21 protein-coding genes and 1 pseudogene are annotated in these 16,371 nt (G+C 59.7%); 9 read left to right on the top strand and 13 right to left on the bottom strand.

Annotated features, from left to right (window positions below):
* Window positions 1–122 precede the first annotated feature (122 nt).
* The 6 genes from ABID26_RS20220 to ABID26_RS20195 form a co-directional block, all read right to left on the bottom strand.
* Window positions 123–374: a DUF982 domain-containing protein gene (locus tag ABID26_RS20220; RefSeq protein ID WP_354416136.1), complete on the bottom strand. Its 252-nt coding sequence runs from the start codon at window positions 372–374 to the stop codon at window positions 123–125.
* Between the two features lie 82 nt (window positions 375–456).
* Window positions 457–732: a DUF1488 family protein gene (locus ABID26_RS20215; protein WP_126098382.1), complete on the bottom strand. Its 276-nt coding sequence runs from the start codon at window positions 730–732 to the stop codon at window positions 457–459.
* Window positions 729–1,067, bottom strand: coding sequence for a hypothetical protein (locus tag ABID26_RS20210; RefSeq protein WP_354416134.1), 339 nt, complete (start codon window positions 1,065–1,067; stop codon window positions 729–731). Before ABID26_RS20210 ends, ABID26_RS20215 begins: the two co-directional genes overlap by 4 nt.
* The gene (locus ABID26_RS20205; protein WP_126098381.1) at window positions 1,052–1,294 is read right to left on the bottom strand and encodes a hypothetical protein; all 243 of its coding nucleotides are present in this window, start codon (window positions 1,292–1,294) and stop codon (window positions 1,052–1,054) included. Before ABID26_RS20205 ends, ABID26_RS20210 begins: the two co-directional genes overlap by 16 nt.
* Window positions 1,295–1,383: 89 nt before the next feature.
* The gene (locus ABID26_RS20200; RefSeq protein WP_126095063.1) at window positions 1,384–1,743 is read right to left on the bottom strand and encodes a hypothetical protein; all 360 of its coding nucleotides are present in this window, start codon (window positions 1,741–1,743) and stop codon (window positions 1,384–1,386) included.
* Window positions 1,740–2,003 (bottom strand): hypothetical protein, encoded by a 264-nt coding sequence (locus ABID26_RS20195; protein ID WP_126098380.1) that lies wholly within the window; start codon window positions 2,001–2,003, stop codon window positions 1,740–1,742. The genes ABID26_RS20200 and ABID26_RS20195 overlap by 4 nt, the downstream gene beginning before the upstream one ends.
* Window positions 2,004–2,202: 199 nt before the next feature.
* Between ABID26_RS20195 and ABID26_RS20190 the strand changes: the two genes are divergently transcribed.
* From ABID26_RS20190 to rpsU, 6 genes are all read left to right on the top strand, one after another.
* Complete coding sequence (locus tag ABID26_RS20190; protein ID WP_189521460.1) at window positions 2,203–2,367, top strand: hypothetical protein; 165 nt, start codon at window positions 2,203–2,205, stop codon at window positions 2,365–2,367.
* Between the two features lie 479 nt (window positions 2,368–2,846).
* Entirely contained in the window at window positions 2,847–3,014 is a 168-nt protein-coding gene (locus ABID26_RS20185) for a hypothetical protein (protein WP_348628916.1), read from the top strand.
* Between the two features lie 104 nt (window positions 3,015–3,118).
* On the top strand, window positions 3,119–3,301 hold the full coding sequence (locus ABID26_RS20180; protein ID WP_292341693.1) for a hypothetical protein: 183 nt from the start codon (window positions 3,119–3,121) through the stop codon (window positions 3,299–3,301).
* A gap of 126 nt (window positions 3,302–3,427) precedes the next feature.
* A complete protein-coding gene (locus ABID26_RS20175) occupies window positions 3,428–3,646 on the top strand; it encodes a hypothetical protein (protein WP_126098377.1) in 219 nt (72 codons plus the stop codon).
* Window positions 3,647–4,464: 818 nt separating this feature from the next.
* Window positions 4,465–4,644 (top strand): hypothetical protein, encoded by a 180-nt coding sequence (locus ABID26_RS20170; protein WP_354416131.1) that lies wholly within the window; start codon window positions 4,465–4,467, stop codon window positions 4,642–4,644.
* A gap of 121 nt (window positions 4,645–4,765) precedes the next feature.
* Window positions 4,766–5,068 (top strand): 30S ribosomal protein S21, encoded by a 303-nt coding sequence (rpsU, locus tag ABID26_RS20165; RefSeq protein ID WP_126095070.1) that lies wholly within the window; start codon window positions 4,766–4,768, stop codon window positions 5,066–5,068.
* A 299-nt stretch (window positions 5,069–5,367) separates the two neighbouring features.
* On the opposite strand, the gene ABID26_RS20160 is transcribed toward rpsU, so the two are convergent.
* Window positions 5,368–5,679 carry a hypothetical protein gene (locus ABID26_RS20160; RefSeq protein ID WP_126098375.1) on the bottom strand — a complete coding sequence of 104 codons (312 nt, stop codon included), beginning with the start codon at window positions 5,677–5,679 and terminating at the stop codon, window positions 5,368–5,370.
* 135 nt (window positions 5,680–5,814) lie between these two features.
* Between ABID26_RS20160 and ABID26_RS20155 the strand changes: the two genes are divergently transcribed.
* Window positions 5,815–5,997 (top strand): hypothetical protein, encoded by a 183-nt coding sequence (locus ABID26_RS20155; protein ID WP_126098374.1) that lies wholly within the window; start codon window positions 5,815–5,817, stop codon window positions 5,995–5,997.
* A gap of 41 nt (window positions 5,998–6,038) precedes the next feature.
* On the opposite strand, the gene ABID26_RS20150 is transcribed toward ABID26_RS20155, so the two are convergent.
* Together ABID26_RS20150 and ABID26_RS20145 are read right to left on the bottom strand one after the other, a co-directional pair.
* Window positions 6,039–6,236, bottom strand: coding sequence for a hypothetical protein (locus ABID26_RS20150; protein WP_354416128.1), 198 nt, complete (start codon window positions 6,234–6,236; stop codon window positions 6,039–6,041).
* Window positions 6,237–6,342: 106 nt separating this feature from the next.
* Entirely contained in the window at window positions 6,343–6,552 is a 210-nt protein-coding gene (locus ABID26_RS20145) for a cold-shock protein (RefSeq protein WP_292345520.1), read from the bottom strand.
* A 744-nt stretch (window positions 6,553–7,296) separates the two neighbouring features.
* On the opposite strand from ABID26_RS20145, the gene ABID26_RS20140 reads away from it, so the two are divergent.
* Window positions 7,297–7,737 carry a hypothetical protein gene (locus ABID26_RS20140; RefSeq protein WP_354416126.1) on the top strand — a complete coding sequence of 147 codons (441 nt, stop codon included), beginning with the start codon at window positions 7,297–7,299 and terminating at the stop codon, window positions 7,735–7,737.
* Between the two features lie 365 nt (window positions 7,738–8,102).
* On the opposite strand, the gene ABID26_RS20135 is transcribed toward ABID26_RS20140, so the two are convergent.
* From ABID26_RS20135 to ABID26_RS20120, 4 genes and pseudogenes are all read right to left on the bottom strand, one after another.
* Window positions 8,103–11,573, bottom strand: a complete 3,471-nt coding sequence (locus ABID26_RS20135) for an ATP-binding protein (protein WP_354416124.1) — start codon at window positions 11,571–11,573, stop codon at window positions 8,103–8,105.
* Complete coding sequence (locus tag ABID26_RS20130) at window positions 11,570–12,829, bottom strand: metallophosphoesterase family protein (RefSeq protein WP_354416122.1); 1,260 nt, start codon at window positions 12,827–12,829, stop codon at window positions 11,570–11,572. The genes ABID26_RS20135 and ABID26_RS20130 overlap by 4 nt, the downstream gene beginning before the upstream one ends.
* A gap of 425 nt (window positions 12,830–13,254) precedes the next feature.
* A pseudogene (locus ABID26_RS20125) lies at window positions 13,255–14,483 on the bottom strand (type II toxin-antitoxin system HipA family toxin).
* Window positions 14,476–15,066, bottom strand: a complete 591-nt coding sequence (locus ABID26_RS20120) for a helix-turn-helix domain-containing protein (RefSeq protein WP_354416120.1) — start codon at window positions 15,064–15,066, stop codon at window positions 14,476–14,478. Before ABID26_RS20120 ends, ABID26_RS20125 begins: the two are co-directional and overlap by 8 nt.
* Before the next feature lie 709 nt (window positions 15,067–15,775).
* Between ABID26_RS20120 and ABID26_RS20115 the strand changes: the two genes are divergently transcribed.
* Window positions 15,776–16,153, top strand: coding sequence for a hypothetical protein (locus tag ABID26_RS20115; protein ID WP_354416118.1), 378 nt, complete (start codon window positions 15,776–15,778; stop codon window positions 16,151–16,153).
* Window positions 16,154–16,371: the final 218 nt, after the last annotated feature.

The raw sequence follows: 16,371 nt of genomic DNA, 5'->3' as shown, positions 1-16,371 counted from the left end.
GAACTCTCCGTATGCAGGTATGGTAGTCTCGCTAAGCAAAAGTGCTCGCTGAGATTTGGAATGGTGGATCGCAATCCGGCCAGCGCACGTGGCTAAAAACCGCGCAGTCGCTTGTCGCAAGCTCAGTAAATCTCAACCGTGCGGTCGTAGCTGATCCCCGCATCCTTAAGCGCGCTGAGGAATGCGACACTCGCGTCATCGGCAGCAGCATCTTCGGTGCAGCACTTCATTGCGTCCGACCAAGCCAGGCTGTCGTGTCCAGGCCAATGGTCAAACAGGAAATCGGATGCCTGTGCGACGGACTCAATGAGCGTGAAGCCGATCGGACCGGCGATGTAGACAACCACGGGAACCCGGAATTTTTTGCCAGCCATCGTGCAAACTACGCCTGATTGCGTGGAAAGACGAGCGTGGCAGGACGTATTATTAACCTGCCTTTATCGAATCCGAATGCTGCTACGGGAAATCGGCGGCGGTCAAAATATAGGAGTCGCGGCGGCTGCGGGCATAGACCTTGCCGGCCACATCCTGGATGGAGGTCCGTAAGGCGTCAAATGCCGAAAGACAGGCTGTCTCGGTGCTTACCTTCCCACCCAGGGCAACGCCGGATTTGGCCAGCGCCTCTACCTCGATGAAGAAACGGATTTGAAACATGCCGTCATGGCCGATGAAGCAGACGGCATTGCGCGCTTCATCGAAGCTACGGCTGGGATTGGGGAAGGCTAGAGTCATGATCGGCCTCCCGATATTTCGGGAACGCCAACAAGAACTGACCACGCGGCGATCCTCTCCTTGCGGCGCTCGCTGTTGCGAAGGTTGAGGGACAGCATGCTTTTGGTCGCTTCCGAACGGCTGAGCCCGATCATGAAAGCGCCGTCCACATACGTCGGGATGCCGGTGAAGACGTGATAGACGGTCCAGGAACGATCGGGCTCGACCCGGCGGCCATATTGATGGTCCCTAAAGGCGCATGCCTGCGCGCCGCCTGCATCTTCCCGGCCCGGATGTGCCCAGGCGTTGCGCGCGACATGGGTGGGATGGTTGCTGGCGTTCATGATGTCGGCCATTTGTCTGTGCCCGCCTGCGCGGCAATGACGCTGGAATAGATCGTCGGGCCGTCGGCGTCGGCGATTGCGACGGCATCCGGCCACTGTGGCATGTTCAGCGTCCTTGCCAGAAGCCGCGCGATCTCGATCGCCGCGTCGAGGTCGGCCGCGTCTACGGTCTCACGGCCAACGACGGCGTGCGCGTCGTTGGCAACGCGCGTGCGATAGAATTCGATCACGACCTTCATCCCGAGCCTGTCGCGCGCAAACATCCTGCCGTCAGCCTTTGCTCTTGCTTCGGGTGCCGCCGGCGCCCTTGATTTGGCCGAACGCACTCTCAGGCTTCACCGGAAGCTCCTCCTGCTTCGGCTTCCTGATCTCTCTGTTCGAGCGTTTCTGTCCCTTGGCCATGTCCGAATGTCCTTTCGATGAGCATTATGCCGCCGTCCGACGCTTCGTCGACTGGCTCCAGCCTGTCCTCCGTCACCACCCGCTCGTGCGGTTCGGCGTCGCTGCGAATGCGGTATTGCGGCGAGTTTCCCCTCGGCGGCAGGGTACGGGTGATGCGGTAGATTTCGCCGGTATTCGGACCGAGGCCGAGACCGCCCTTCAGCCGGACCGCCTGTCCGATGTCAAAAAGACGTGCCGGGGCTCCGTGCTGGATGGGGCGTGCGTTGCGTTGCATGAGGGTGGTCATGGTTGTCTCCGGTCCTTGTCGAGCGCCGCCTCGAGTGAGGCCGGTTCGATTGGCACCAATTGCTGCGTGGACCCCTTCGCGGAGATCGCTGGCAGGTGAATGAACGTGGCCACGCGGCGCCATGCGGTGCGGGAAGCCCCTTCGAGAGGCTCCTCATCGAGATCGACGCGATACTCTCCGGCCGGCTGCGGCGCATCGAAACCCGGCAGCATAAACGCCGCATTGAAGCGAACGATGGTCGGCGTGGTGCGAGTGGTCACTTGCGGCTTTCTGCGGAAGCGCGCATGCGCCTTCCGCTTCAATTCGAAGTCGAACCCGCGAAACAATGTCCGATGCCGCCAGTACATCCGTGGTCAGCGCTAGCATCATTTCAGGGTTCGAACGAAGCGAGACGCCGCGCCGGGAGCGGCGCAATGCATTCACTATCGAAAATTCGGAGGCGGATGGCGAGGATTCACTATGACGAAGCCACCTCGACCAAATCAACGAATTTTATATATGCGCCCCAATTGCGCTGCGAACAAGGCGGTGGCGGCGTTTTATTTTTCTTGGTTAAATAAAAAAGCCAAACACAGGGTCAAAAAATCGGCAGGAATTCACCTCATCCAGGGCGATATTTTCTGAGTCTCGCAATTATTCCGACCGATAATTTAGCGGGCGTGGCAAATAATTTCCGTGCTCCTATCTATCGCGAGGCAAGCGGTCTATAGAAGGATATGCACACCCGTTCCGCCACAAGAAAGAAGTTGCCACCTGAAGCCTAGTCGCCCGATAGCCATGCCGACCGTGAAGCCTGGCATCCCGAGCATATCCGGGGTCGTGTCCGTGCGTGAACCGCCTCGGATGTTCGGTATGCTTGCCACGAAGGCGCCGCTCGTTGTCACGGCGGGGCGGGCTAGCGCGAATGGGATTGAGAACGTGACGACGCGCATGGGGGGCGTTCTCTTCATACGGTCAACTCGCCTTGAAGATATATGTCGCGCTCTGGATCGTCGCTCTGCTGGCCCCGGTTTTCGTCAGCATAAAAGCCTGAACCCGGTCGGCATTCGTCGAGAGGCGAAAACGAGAAAGATGCGAGCATGGCAAACCACTACGCGCTGCGGATGGACGAGCCGAATAGCTGGACCGTTTTCGACATCTTCGCCGGCCAACCTGCCAAGTTCGAGAAGAAGATGATGGTCGGGATCAAGACGCGCCGGGCTGAAAAGATTGTTGGCGAACTGAACATTCAGGACGCCAAGCGGCGGGAAGAGGCCGGCCGGGAATCCTGATTGGCAAGGCCGATATTGCGGTTCAGCGCTCCTGGCCCGGTCATGGAGCAATCGCCGAATGTCGACTGCCTCCTGCAGTCATTTCGCTTGAAAGGATAATACCCATGAGAACCATGAAAACACTGGATGCCCCGCCCATCATGATCGTGGCCGTCGCCAAATCATCCAAGATTATGTCGGCGCGGCTGACGATCAGAACGGACGAGGCAGCAAGGCGCAGGATCGCCGACACCGACGGCACTCTAAGGCGGGCACGCGAACTCGCGGAACGCAACCGCCTGATTTGAACCAGGCCTTCGTTGGCCAAAAGGTGTCTACCGCAACAGCCGCCATCGTGATTAGAGCCGAAAACTGCATTTCCCAGCGAGGCAAGGTTGGGGTTCAGGGAACGGCTGACGAGTGGGAAAGTGATAATGGCAACTGTAGAATTGATAACAGTTGAGGAGCGGCCCGGTGGCCAGCTTCTATTTAATGTTCGCGTGACTTCACCCGCTGGCAAAATTGAACTGCCGATCGCCATCGAGGGCCAAGGATCTGTCGCTTCGAATGAAACGACGGTTCTTCAGTTGGCGCTTGGTTTTGCCAAAGACCTAGAGGCTTCGGTCCGGCTTCGTCTTGGAGTGGAGCAATAGGGGTCTTTAGCAGCGACGAGTCACTGTGCCAATGATCTGGTCCCGACACGATGCAAGACCTGGCAGGTTGCTCTGGGCTAGAAAGCCGACCGTTCGTCCAGCGACCGATTTGCGCCCGGGCGCTTCGTCGGGAACCGACGTCAAGTGTCGACGGCGTGGGCTCCGATAGTGGAGGAACCAACATCATTGGAATCATCGGCAAGACGGTGGCCGTCCAGAACGCCGCCTGTCGCTTTTTTGTCGGCAGCAGCGGCTTCCACGACTAACGCCGACCGAAGCCTTGGCCCTGCTTTCGGATCCCACGCCCGCCGAGGCGTGGCTTGAAGCAATAGGAACTGCTCCGCCAGGTGGCCATCGGGCTGTTGACGTTGGCCCTGTCGCAACCACCTCGGTCAGGACATAGTTGAGTCCTTCAAGGCATCTCGGGTTTGCATTCCTTGCTTTGCCAACCTTTAGTCCACGTGCCGTGTGCCAGCTGCCTGATGAGGATGAGCGCATCCTCCAAAAGCGCAGCAAGAGCATTGCCGCAAGAGTGTTAAAGAGTTGCGCACTCGCATTGCAGGTCCAGCTTTTGAACCATTCGGCGCATTCGGGCGTTGGGGGCATGTCAGCCCACGACAACAGCCGTGACACCTATCTGCGAAGCATTCGCCGCGCTCGACGTCGCGCCGAGTTACGCTCTGATGAGACACAGCACCTCATCGATGAAAGCCGTCGCCTGATCGAACAATCCCACCAGATTCTAAAGCGGGTCAAATCAGGCAAGAATCCTCGGTCAGGGCATCTGACAAGAACTGACTCGTGCGAAGGCCCATCCCATGGCCGAGACCAAGCAAGAGCGCGAACTGCAATTGCAGGCAGCGAAGGAATTTCGGGTGCAGTTCCTTATGAACGAAACGGGCATTACCGAGGCCCAGGCCCGTGAACTTGTCGGTATGATCGGCTTAGATGCGAGCTCGCTTCTTCGCGAGGCGCGTCTTCTGAAAAAGAACAAGTAGCATGCACAGGCCCCGGTGGAGGTCGTCTTTCCTGTGAGAAGGACTATGGTGCGCGTCACGGTTCGCCAGGTTGGCAGACCGCAACGCCCGTGCAAAGCGACGGGACAGCAAGGGAGATGCAATGCAGGTACTCGTACGCGACAACAATATCGAACAGGCCCTTCGGGTCTTGAAGAGGAAAATGCAGCGTGAAGGCATCTTTCGTGAGATGAAGGCTCGCCGGGCCTATGAGAAGCCCTCCGAGAGAAAGACTAGGCAACGAGCCGAAGCCATCAGACGAGCACATAAGCTGGCCAGGAAGCGCGCACAGAGAGAAGGCCTGCTGCCTCAGCCAAAAGGAAAAGGTCCGCTACCGCGTCGGCCCGCGCCGGGGGCGCAACGAACTGTCGAAAGTGGAGGCAGCTTTAGGCCGTCGTCCGCGTGAGCGGCGGGATGCCACCGGTTCTCCGCACTTGTTTGCCGACTGCGGAGGGCGCTTCTCTCGCCCCGCTGTATCAGCGTCATGGATCGCGGGGGGGGGCGTGTCCGGCAGGCATTCGGAAATTCCTGCTCTCGATGTCGATCACCTGCCCGCAACCGGGACATTCGAGCTGTACGTGCCTGCGAATCCAGCCGATGCTTTTCCTGATTCATAGTCGCAGGCGGGACAGATGATCCCGATCTCGTCGTCTTCGTAGTCGCTGGCCGGCATATAAGTCTGGCTCCGGTCGGCGGGCTTTTTTGTCAGTTCAGCCTGGGCCGTTCCTCGTTGACGTAGCGAGAAAGGAAGCTCGCGATGTTCATGCAGAGTTGGACATCCGGCTTGACCTGCAAAGGGGGTGCGGCCGGGTCGTTCACAGTGCCGAGTATTGGCACCAGAAAGAAGTCGTCATAGCGCTGTCCGTCGGTGGTGACGACAAACGTAAAGCCAGCGAACTCGGCGTTCAGGCCGGCCTCGATCCTCATCAGCATCACTAGGTTGTCGAACTTGGCACCATGCGGCGGTACTACCAGAAAATGCCGACAAGGCCCCGGCTTGGATACTGCTGGTTTCATGTGTAGCGGCCCCCCTTAAAACGGGCACGCTAGGTCTGCCACGCTCACAAGGCAAATCACGTCTGCCTCGGCACGGAGCCTCGTTGAATTCCCGGTTACTATCCACAGGCCTCATTTGCCGTATATGTTCGGCGCATGGTGGCAGAACGTTACGATATCGAAAGCGACCCGGACGGTACCTTTTCGGTGATCGACGTTATGACCGGGCTTCCCCATGAGATCTGCGGCCTCCTGCTCGAAAGCATGCCTTTCTGGCTGGTGCTCGACTTAGTTGGTTTTCTGAATGACATGGACCGTCAGAGGAAACGCCCCCACTAGCGTCGGCTCGGCTTCCATAGGTCGGCGCGATAAAGCGTCGATTAGCGTTTCTTCGGCGGGGTCTCCGGCTCGGCTGTTTCTTTAGCAAGCCGCGCACGTCGCAAACGTTCGGTTTTCGCCTCCCTCGCTGCGGCCTCGTTCTCTATGATCACCTTGGCTGCTCTGTTTGTGGCGTCCTGCTTCACCTCGCCGGGAGAAGCTTTCGGCTTAAAAACGCCATTCGGAATTGTGGGGCGCATAAATAAATCCTTACAACGAAAAAGGCCGGGACATGCCCGACCTTCTCATCATCGCTTCGATGGCCGCGCCAGTACATCCGTGGTCGCAAGCCAGAAGGGTTGTCACTCACGCGGCCTGAAGGTTCTCAGCCGAACTCTTGCCGTTGCGGTTATCTTTCACGACGTCGAAGTTGACCTTCTGGCCTTCCGCAAGCGTGCGCATGCCGGCGCGCTCAACGGCAGAGATGTGGACGAACACGTCCGGCTGCCCATTACCCTGCTCGATAAAGCCGAAGCCTTTGGTAGCGTTGAAGAACTTCACTGTTCCAGTAGCCATACGATTTCCTTTCAAATCGGTGCAAATCATCGCGTCTGGCTGGCAGCCATACGCTCCAGTTTCGAAATTGAGAGGAAAAATCGTCAGGGCGCCAATGCGCGAAAACAACGTTCGTTCAACAAGATCGACGCGCGAAACATAGCGCTTTTTTTCCTGCGGCAAGGTCGTCGGCGCGCTGGTGCTGCGTTGAAAGAAAGACTCGCCGGGCGAGGAACCCCAAGCACCTCAAGCCCGGCGAGAGCTTATTTTCCTGATCCCCCGATCAGGACCCGGTGGGAGGATTAGCACCGGCAATCTCTTCAGTTGCAAGGCGGGTGCCAGCATTTTGGTGCCGAAACGGGACATTGGCAAACCCAGGCCAGTGCAAGACCAGGCCAGCGCGCGCTGGTTATCCAAAACAGCGCATCTTGCCCTACGGCGCGGCGGCCGGCGCTTCGAAGTGCGGCCTCGGCGCTAGATGAGCCCGGCTTGCTTTTGGGGTTATGATTGAGGTTCGCAAGCCGGGCTATGCGCCGACTGATGGGCGGGGGCTTGGGGTTTATCAGCCGGCGCGATCGGGAGACTGTCTGATTTGCCAGCAGGCCCGCAAATCGACCGAGGTCCAGACTTCCAAGCGCATTGGTCCGAATAAACGAAGCATATAGCCCCTTATTCCATTGAGACGGCGGCCTGCCCCTGGCAAATGCCAGGCGATCAGGAATATAATCTTCCCTGGTGCGGCGACCTCATTTTCGGAGATCGCCAATGACAATGAAATTCCCCTTCGTAGAAAACACGCCTGGCAAGAAGCTGGAGGCTGGCACAGGTCTCTCGGTCGACTGCTTGACCTGCAAGCGAAAAGCTCATTTAGACGTCGCCGAGCTGGTGAAGCGGCTCGGGCCGGACCATAGGTGCTTGCACCGGGATCTGATCGAAATCATCTACTGTCACGAGTGCCGAAACGCCGGCCGCGACGATCGAAACCAACAATTCACGGATCATGCGGTGACGCCAACAAGCGGAGGAGACCCGATGCGTGACGATGAGCTTACCGAACGACCTAGCTGCGGCTGGACGCCATGGAAGGAAGGCAACGGCGAGGCCGACATCGACAGGGTCTGGTGGGCGGCCAGGTGCCTGCATTTTCCCAAGCTCAACGTGTCAGTGTGGTTTGACGGGTCCGACATGGTCGGGCTAGCGCACTAAGGCTACAGGCGCGAGAAATGGTGCATGCGGCTGACGCCGAAGGACTGGCAACCATTGCCCGACGTCTACCGGCTCGAGCGGGAGCGTGGCAGCAGGAAGCGCTCAATCGCTTGAGGGCAGAAGTGAGCGCGCCGCACTTTGATCCGTTTGATAGAAAGCGGTGATCTGAAGCCGAGCCGAGTTTTGTCATAACTTGGGGCCGCTTGGATTTGCGGACGATCAGAAAGTCAAAACGAAGGAGCCAATACAGGATATGTCCGCTTTCCGGAGCTGTTCAAACTTGCTTGAGCGTCCGAAATCGGCGCGAAGCGGTCATTGGCGATGCCACTTATCTCGAGAACGCGCCAGCAACGATGCCGTTTGAATTACCGGAGGTCGTGGATGGCCACGTTAGGGACAACCGACTTCGCAATCTCACACAGGTGTTGATGATGCGTGAGGTAAATCACCTGGCCCACACTAGCCATCTCGCCGAACAATCGGAAAACTTCCTCCGACCGGAGATGGTCGAACGTTTCCATGATGTCGTCGGCGATGAACGGAACAGCCGGCCTGACCTTGGCAAACTCGTCATATCCGGCGAGGCGTAGAGCCAGGTAGAGCTGAAAACGCGCGCCTTTCGACAGAGCGTCCGCGACCTTCGATTGGCCATCTTTCTGTGTCGCGATGAGCACCTCGCCGCCCTTTACCGGCTGGGTCGTCAAGCCTGTGTACTGCCCTCGCGTGATCAGTGCGAAGGCGTCGGAGGCCTCGCTCATCATCCCGGAGCGGTGACGTTCGCGATAGACCCGCAGCGCACTCGATGCCGACATCACCCCAAGCTTCAACTCGATAAAGCGGACGGCCTTTTCCTCAATTTCGAGAAGGACGGTGCGACGATCGGCATCGATGCGGGCAACTGCGCTGTCGCCGCCGATCGCATCGAGCTTGTCGGTCGCCCGGGTGCGTCGGACGAGTTGCTGTTGCAGTGAGTCATCGAGGTCGGCGAGACGCCGCTCGACTTCGGCCTTTTCAATTGCAAGCCCATCAAGATCGAGGCCTTCCAGCAACGACCGGGCCTGGGTGAAGTCGTCGAGAGCGAGCTCGCTCGTCAGTCTTTCCTCAAGCTCGACCCTGGCACTATGGAGACCGTCTCGCTCGCGAAGCTGTTCGTCGCGCTCCCCGACCTCCGGCAGCGTTCTTACCCCGAAGGCATCGAGCACTGCCTGCTTTGTTGTCTCGTGTACCGCGACATCAGCGTTCAGTGCCTCTCGAACGTCCTGCAACTTTTGAACGTCAAGGAGTAGATTTGCCCTCGCCTCACGGGCACGCTCGGCTTGCTCCAGACGCCCTGTCAGCCTGACGCTCACCTGTTCTGGCGGCTCGTCGCTCGCGGGCTCCCCGGCCTGCGCACCAAGCCGGGCCACCTCTTCAGCAAATGCAGTCCTGTCCGCCTCCATCTTGCGGACGCGGATACGCATGGCCTCACGATCCTGCAGGGCCTTTGATAGCTCCGACAGCTGATCGAGGACGCTGCCAAGCCCGGTTCCGGCGATGCCTTCTTCCAGCCAGGTGCCCTTCAGCGTTTCCTTGACCTCGGCCTGCCATGCACCCTCTCGCCGCTCGGCGATTTCAACAGCGAGCCGCCTTGCGGCCAGCTCCTCTTCCTTCGCGGCGACGCTTCTTAGCGCTTCCGCTCGTTCCGCGTCGACCTTCGCCTGCCTGTCGAGAAAGCGGTCGGCGGCGACCACCATCACGTCCAGGGCTTCACCGGCTTCCGGCTGAATTCCAACGCTTCGAAGAGCTGAGGTCAGTCCGAGATGGATTCGCTCTCCTTCGGCTGTCGCGCGCTCAATCCTTGCGCGTGCGAGCAGGATGCCGTCCCAAGCGGCAAGCGCGTCAGCACGCGCGGAAAGGCGCTCCTCGAGAAGACCGATCAAGAGGTCGAGCGACTGCGCCTGGCAATCCTCAAGCAAGGCTCCGGCCATTCGCTTGATTTCAGTGGAAGCCATTTCTGCTTGCTCAGCCACAGTACCGAGTTGGAGGCTTATGCGCTCTATTGCCGCTTCGATCTCCCCCGCCTTTTGCTTGATTGCACGCAGGTCCGCCAGCTCGCCCGAATGAGCCAATCGAGCCGCGCCGACCTGATCGTCCCTGGCCAGTGCCGCCGCAAAGACATCAGCCGTTTCGGCCTTTAGGTCCGCCCGGTGATTTCGCCAGGCCTCTTCCCTCTCACGCCGAATGGCTGCGGCGGTTTCGTCGTCGGCGATGTCGGCCGACGCGCGGACAGCAGCCAGACGAGCCGACGTCGGGATCCGGCTTTGTTCATGCTCAACCAGACGCTCCGAGAAGACCGCCCTGTCCCTTTGAAGGTCCGCGGCCAGTTTCTTCCAGGCGGCCATCTGCGTCGGCACTGGAACCGACATTTTCGAAAGTGCCTCCCCCTCTCCCGACCACGGCCGAAGGCGCCGCATCGCATCGGCCAGCCCTGTTTCCCCCTCGTCCTCGAATGCGTACGCCTCTCTGATTTCCCGTGTGTGACCACTGGCCTTGGCCTCCGACACCGCTGCCATCAGCCTGGCTCTTGCTGGCTCGGGCACTGCCCTCTCCTCGTCAATGCGACCTCGCGCAGCGTTGAGTCCGTCGAGCGCGGCAGCGGCCTCATCGCGCGCCATCCGCAGGCTCGTCGTGATGCCGGAGCGTTGTTCGACCATGTTGCGAAGCGTGCCGACCACAACGGCCGGCAGGATGAGCCGGGACGGATCCTGTTCGGCCGACCTTCCAAGCGCGGCGAGACAGTTAGCCACCGTCTGGTCGAGCACCTGGAGTTCCATTTTGCGGGTCGGCAGATCCATGCCCGCGGATAAATAGCGCGCCTTGCGGTCGGCCAGTCCTCGCACCTGCTCGGAGATCGCCAGCACAGCGTCGTCGACAGTGATTGCTTCTATCTTTGCCTTCGCCCGATCGATCTCATCGCCATTCGCTTGGAGACGGGTTCTCAGCCGCGCGTCCTGATCGATCAATTCCGCGACGCTGCCGCTCCAGGTCCTGGGAGGAGACGGCATGTCCGGCAGCTCAGCCAGCCTGCTTGCCTTGCGTTTCATTTCGGCCAGGAGCGGCACGGCGCGCACATATCGGTCAATCGTGGCGAGCCGGGCCGACATCGCCGCGCGTTCAGCGAGGCAGCGGTCATACTTCTCCTGGGCTTCCACGCGTTCCGCCTCGAGCGCCTCGAATGTCGAGGCCAGCGTGTCGATCGCCTCCTTGCGCGACTTGAGTTCCGCGAACCGCTTCTTCAGCAGCGCGATTTCCGTGCTCTGCGCCTGTTTTCGATGAAGACCATCGGCCTCCGTTTCCAATGCGGCCAGGACATCGCTGGCATGGCCAAGCCCAGCACTGGCGGTGAAAAGGAGCTTGCCGAGATCGCCGCGCGATTCAAGGATCGCCTTGCCGCCCGCTTCCAGCGTTTCGTCGTCCAGCGAGAACATGCTGCTGTAGGCTTCTCGCGACAGTCCGGCGAGCTGCGCGGAGATAGCAATTTCGCTGACCGGCTTGCCTTCGGCATCATGCAGGGAGTTGCTGCGGCTTTTGGTGCGCGAAACGGCAAGCGTCCGTCCCTCGAATTCGAGCAGCCCGCCGATGCGCATCGAGCTATAGTCGTGCAGGAAATTATACCGACTGCGCTCCTCGATGCCGAAGAGCAGATCAAGGTAGGCGGAAAGCGCGGTCGACTTGCCGGCCTCGTTGAGGCCGAAAACGATATGCAGATCGGGAGCTGAAATAGGCTTCTCTCCAAAGTCGATCGCCTTATCGGTGAACTTGCCGTAACGGGTCAGATCAAGGCGCCGCAATCTCATCGCGTCGCACCTGACTTGAGCCTTGCCGTGACCAGGTCAACGCTTCCGGCAAGCACATGGTCGAGAAACTGTTCCAACCCTGTTTCATCCTTGCCGGCGAAGCCCCGCGCATCGGGCGGCAGGTCCGCGATCGTCTTCAACACAAATTCCCGCGCTTCCGCTCGAAATGCTTCAGAGCTCGCATTGGCGCGCATGGACTGGGCGAGCTCAAGCGTGGGATCGGCAACATTGCCCGAGTCTCCGACAACGGGGGCCGAAAAATCAAGCTCCAGCTTCTCCACCCAGGTGTCGCCCACCTGCTCCGCTGCCTGTTCGGCCTCTGCGACAGCCAGGTCCCGGTCACGCATCAGCGACCATGAAAGAGTAGACGTGCCCACCAGCCGAAGGCGGGCAACGAGATACCGCGATCTCGCTTCCTCCCTGGCTTGTTCAAGTCTTGCCCGGATCCGGATGATGGCCTCGTTCCATTCCGATGCCCCGGTCAGATCGACGTTCACCCGCTCGAATTGCGCGACACTGGTGAGCTTCTCCTCGATGTCGACGGAGCGATCATCGCGAATGGTCACCAGCGTGACCGACTTCTCGCCCGCCTCATTGATGTCCCTCCCCTGGGGAATTCCCGGCATCACCAGCGTGCTCGCGCCGGAATAGACCTGGCGAACGTGGATATGGCCAAGCGCCCAATAGTTGAAGCCATGGCCGTGCAGGTCGGCGACGCTGCAAGGTGCATAGACGTCATGGCCTGGAGAACCAGCCAGGCTCGTATGCATGATGCCGATGTTCGCAACTCCCTCTCGGGGGCCGGCATATTTGGGCAGCAGGCTTTCGGGCGCCTTGGGGCTGGCGAAGCTCAGCCCATGGAATGTGACGTCCACCCCGGCGCCAGGCTGGATCACGGATTGGCAGCGGCCGCCAAAAGTGGTCACCGTGTCCGGCAAGACGAGCTGCTTGGTAATCCGCGACATGGCGTCGTGGTTGCCGCGGATCGTGTAGACCCTGACGCCGGCCTGATGGAGGCGCGTCATCTGGGAGGCCAAAAAGCGCGCTGTTTTCATCGAGGTCTGGTCGCCATCGTAAAGATCGCCGGCGATCACGAGAGCGTCGACACGCTCCGCCAGGCACAGATCCACGATCGCGGTGAATGCTTGGCGGCTGGCATCCCCGACGAGCTCGGCAAGCTCGGGATTGCGCAGCGCAAGTGAGCGCAAAGGGGAATCGAGATGGATGTCGGCCGTATGAACAAATCGAAATGCCATTGCAGGCGCTCTCCCGGCTGGAACCGAAGCTCAGGCCAATTCTGTCGAAGTCCAGTTCGCCCAAACCACAGCGACCAGGTCAAAGCCTCGGTAGCAAATCCCGACCGCGTTGGGCAGCGGAGGCGATCCAGATATGATGGCCCATGATCCTCGGCAAGGCGGGAAGGACAAATCGATGTCGTCGAAGAAGCGGCGGATGATGCCAATTGAGAGCGACGTTTCGGCCTTGGCGACCGTGTTGCCCTGCGGCGTCTTATTTGACGGTGCGCTATCTCCACGATGCGCATCCTTGAGAGTGAAAACCGCGGCGCATCTTACTCTCAGACGCGCAAAATAGCAGAGGCTATACCAAAGACCGCCGAGACCCGAGCGGATGCGCCAGATCGAATGCTCTCAAGGCGACGGCGTGCTGAGGCGAGTCTTGATTATGCGAGTTCGCTAAATAGCGGCACGGTCGGAGCGTGCGCGTCGATTGCGTTCACGACGGTAGCGGCGAGAGGAAGGTGCGTTTTCTCAGCCTCCCAGACTTGCCGAAATCGTTGGACGGTTTCCGCGGCAGTGTCGACGACGAGCTTTTCCGGCAGAAGTGCCTTGGCCGCCAGATGCCGAAGCTCATCGGTATCGAGCTTGGCCATCTTCTTCGTCCGAGAGTAATTAAGCGCAGCCGTGTCCTCGCCCTTCATATAGGGAATGGTCGACACCAGGTCGTAGGCCGGCGAGAGCGCGGCCGAGCGCCGGTCCGGATAGATCAGCGACCAGTTTTTGAGGTGCATGTCGCCATTGCCGATCAGCGCGCTGAACACGAGGCGGCGAATGAACTCGGCGCGCCGACATCGCCCGCCTCGGTGCCGATCACGCGCGCGATGTTGGCGTAACTTGCACGCTTGTACTTGTCGTCCGGGAGGACCCCGAACACCTGCGCGAAATCTTCGGTGTGGACAGGACCGTCACTGGTTCGGTCGAACCGGCTGACAGCAAGCGCCTGCCCTTTTAATTCACCCACGCCTTCGGGAATACCGACGATTGCATCGAGATCGACCAGGTTGATGATGGGCACCTCCATGCCGATCATCCCGGCGATCGTCATCATCGAAAACTCGTTTTCCGGAACGCCGGTGAACTGCTGGGACGGCAGCTTCACGATCCACGATCCGCCGACGCCCTCGGCGGGAATGGTCAGGCCGCCGCCCTTCCCTGCGTTCTGAAACGCGGAGAACTTGAGCTGCACGCCGGCGAGCGAGAAGCGCAGCGCATTGGGTTTGGCGTTCTTCGGAAGATCCTCGTCATCACCAGGAGGAAGGCCGTCACCGATCGCAGAATGGATCGAGAGTGCTCCGGGCAGGTCGAGCCCCAGCACCCACAGCAGGACGAATTCGCGCTGCTGATTGACCCCGGCCCGCTCGGCGAGATAGCGACGCAAGCCGCCCTCCGGCAACAGGTTTGAGAAGAATGGCGGCACGACCTTTTGTGTCGGGCGGATCCTGGTGATGAGGCCGCCCAGGTCGTCCTTGAACGACAGGCTGAGGGTCGGCCGATCCGGGTTATCGACGTAGTCTTCGTTGAACGCAAATATCGTCCGATCGCCCTGCAGGTGGGTTAGCGTGCCAATAGGCTCGTCGTAGAGCCGTACATCCAGAACCGAGACATCAGGCATCCGCATCTCCATCGTCCAGCGAATAGGCAGGTCGCGGCTCCGACGGAACGGGATGGGCGAGCGAGTTGCGAAGTCGCTGCAGGTTCTGCGCGATCTCGTGCAAGATGGGTGCCGCCTGCGCGCTCGCCTGATAGCGCTCGAGGCGGGCGATCAGCTCGCGCACGAGCTGCATCTCTTGATCGCTGAGATTCACCCGCCGCAGAAAGCGCAGCGTATCTTCGATGCGATCGAGGTCGGCTGAGCTGCCGTAAAGGTGCTTCATTTTCTTGACCAGGCGCTCGGCACGGGCAAAACGCTTGTCGTTTGGCTGACCGGCATGGATATGCATGTCCGGCGTCGCTTGGGCCTTGACCAGGCCGAGCACCGCCGACACGAGCTTCTTCGGCACGAGCATGACCTCGAGATCGAGCGCCCGTGTCAGGTCTATGAAGCTCGACAGTCCCGGCTCCATCTTGCCGCTCTCGATTTGCGAGATATGGCTCTGCGTCAGCCCGGCCCGCTCGCTGAGCGCGCGCTGGCTAACGCCGGAGGCCTCGCGGACCTCGCGTGCTTGCGCGATCAGGTTTTCGCTCTGGTACGCCATGATATATAATCCGGATAAAAATGCTCAAGTGATCAGGATATTATATCTAGCGTGTCGCGCTCTCAACCGGCCGATGTAGCATAATGATCATATCGCCGTTCTGATATATGATATTGTATCGCTCTTGTTGATTTGCGCTGTCTTGGCCCGGTAACAAATTCCGTCCGCATTCAGCAACACTTTCGAGACGTCAATGCTGTGCCTCTCCTCACCGGGGAAAAGTCTCCATCCGTTTCCGGCGTCAGCCGCGCCGCGCAGCGGCCAAAGCAAATGAGGGCGTACAAAGCGCAGACGATGAAATGTCCGCCGCACGGACATTGTCATTTCATCGTGGAGCCGGTTCGTGACGCCGAGACCGGTTCAATAGGGCGGCCTAAGGAGCGTCAGCATAGCGCCGCCTGAGGCGGGACGCGGGGCAGCGCCCCCGGCGAGGCGTGCCGCACCGCAATCGTCCTTAATGATTTCGATGAGCAGCCTGGTCACGTCTGACTACCGCCCAGTTGAGCATCGTGACGAGATCCAAATGTGAGGCCTGCTCCTGATGATTCGATAGGCAGAATTCCACGACCGACATGCGGCGCGTTGCTGCCGACACCTCAATTCGATGGTGACCAGGCGCATGCAAGGCCCTACAAGAGGCTAGCCCCGTTCGTTTGCCAGGCGCTGAAATATGCATACGTCGCGCGTCAGAAGACACCCGGAGATTGTCGTGACTCATGCGCACTCGAGAGAGCTCTCAGGTTTTGTCCGTAGGCTGCAGGAGCCGCGCACACCCCATATCTCCCCGAAACGCCTGTCGCAGCTGCTGGGCGTGGAGATGGCCAACCTGGCGAGGTTGACAGGCGTTCACCCCAACACACTCCGTAATCCGTCATCGGAGCAACTGCAGGGTCGGATGCGCGACATGGTGACGGCTATTTCGGCTGCAACGGAACACACCGGCGCCGTAGATAAAGCGATCCACTGGTACCGCAACGGAATTATCGCCGAGTATGGCCATCGTACCGCGGAAGAACTTGTCGCCGACGGCCGGGTCGAAGCAGTTCTAGCCTTCCTGCGGGACCTTGAGAACGGAGCGCGCGGGTGAGAGTCGACTACGCAGAGATGGAGGGGTTCTTCCATTGCAGTCGGGCACCCAAGGATGCCGCACCGATTGCCCACAGACGAAATCCAGGAAAGATTATCAATCGCTCGGTGAGCGCCCTCAGTAGAGAGCTGAAGCGCGTAGATTTTGCAAGTTGCAATGTTCTTCACATTGATGCAACAAATCATCACAGTTTAAAGTTGCGATTTGCGTTGCTTAGC

It is taken from the genome of Mesorhizobium shonense (genome assembly GCF_040545255.1).
In the GTDB taxonomy this organism is placed as follows: Bacteria; Pseudomonadota; Alphaproteobacteria; order Rhizobiales; family Rhizobiaceae; genus Mesorhizobium; species Mesorhizobium shonense.
The sequence above is the reverse complement of the archived record's forward strand: the minus strand, read 5'-3'. Positions and strand labels throughout refer to the sequence as shown.

Bases quoted from the DNA above. Each gene is read 5' to 3' on its own strand.
- ABID26_RS20220 (WP_354416136.1), bottom strand. From the start codon at position 374: ATGGCTGGCAAAAAATTCCGGGTTCCCGTGGTTGTCTACATCGCCGGT.
- ABID26_RS20215 (WP_126098382.1), bottom strand. From the start codon at position 732: ATGACTCTAGCCTTCCCCAATCCCAGCCGTAGCTTCGATGAAGCGCGC.
- ABID26_RS20210 (WP_354416134.1), bottom strand. From the start codon at position 1,067: ATGGCCGACATCATGAACGCCAGCAACCATCCCACCCATGTCGCGCGC.
- ABID26_RS20205 (WP_126098381.1), bottom strand. From the start codon at position 1,294: ATGAAGGTCGTGATCGAATTCTATCGCACGCGCGTTGCCAACGACGCG.
- ABID26_RS20200 (WP_126095063.1), bottom strand. From the start codon at position 1,743: ATGACCACCCTCATGCAACGCAACGCACGCCCCATCCAGCACGGAGCC.
- ABID26_RS20190 (WP_189521460.1), top strand. From the start codon at position 2,203: ATGACGAAGCCACCTCGACCAAATCAACGAATTTTATATATGCGCCCC.
- ABID26_RS20185 (WP_348628916.1), top strand. From the start codon at position 2,847: ATGGACGAGCCGAATAGCTGGACCGTTTTCGACATCTTCGCCGGCCAA.
- ABID26_RS20180 (WP_292341693.1), top strand. From the start codon at position 3,119: ATGAGAACCATGAAAACACTGGATGCCCCGCCCATCATGATCGTGGCC.
- ABID26_RS20175 (WP_126098377.1), top strand. From the start codon at position 3,428: ATGGCAACTGTAGAATTGATAACAGTTGAGGAGCGGCCCGGTGGCCAG.
- ABID26_RS20170 (WP_354416131.1), top strand. From the start codon at position 4,465: ATGGCCGAGACCAAGCAAGAGCGCGAACTGCAATTGCAGGCAGCGAAG.
- rpsU (WP_126095070.1), top strand. From the start codon at position 4,766: ATGCAGGTACTCGTACGCGACAACAATATCGAACAGGCCCTTCGGGTC.
- ABID26_RS20160 (WP_126098375.1), bottom strand. From the start codon at position 5,679: ATGAAACCAGCAGTATCCAAGCCGGGGCCTTGTCGGCATTTTCTGGTA.
- ABID26_RS20155 (WP_126098374.1), top strand. From the start codon at position 5,815: ATGGTGGCAGAACGTTACGATATCGAAAGCGACCCGGACGGTACCTTT.
- ABID26_RS20150 (WP_354416128.1), bottom strand. From the start codon at position 6,236: ATGCGCCCCACAATTCCGAATGGCGTTTTTAAGCCGAAAGCTTCTCCC.
- ABID26_RS20145 (WP_292345520.1), bottom strand. From the start codon at position 6,552: ATGGCTACTGGAACAGTGAAGTTCTTCAACGCTACCAAAGGCTTCGGC.
- ABID26_RS20140 (WP_354416126.1), top strand. From the start codon at position 7,297: ATGACAATGAAATTCCCCTTCGTAGAAAACACGCCTGGCAAGAAGCTG.
- ABID26_RS20135 (WP_354416124.1), bottom strand. From the start codon at position 11,573: ATGAGATTGCGGCGCCTTGATCTGACCCGTTACGGCAAGTTCACCGAT.
- ABID26_RS20130 (WP_354416122.1), bottom strand. From the start codon at position 12,829: ATGGCATTTCGATTTGTTCATACGGCCGACATCCATCTCGATTCCCCT.
- ABID26_RS20120 (WP_354416120.1), bottom strand. From the start codon at position 15,066: ATGGCGTACCAGAGCGAAAACCTGATCGCGCAAGCACGCGAGGTCCGC.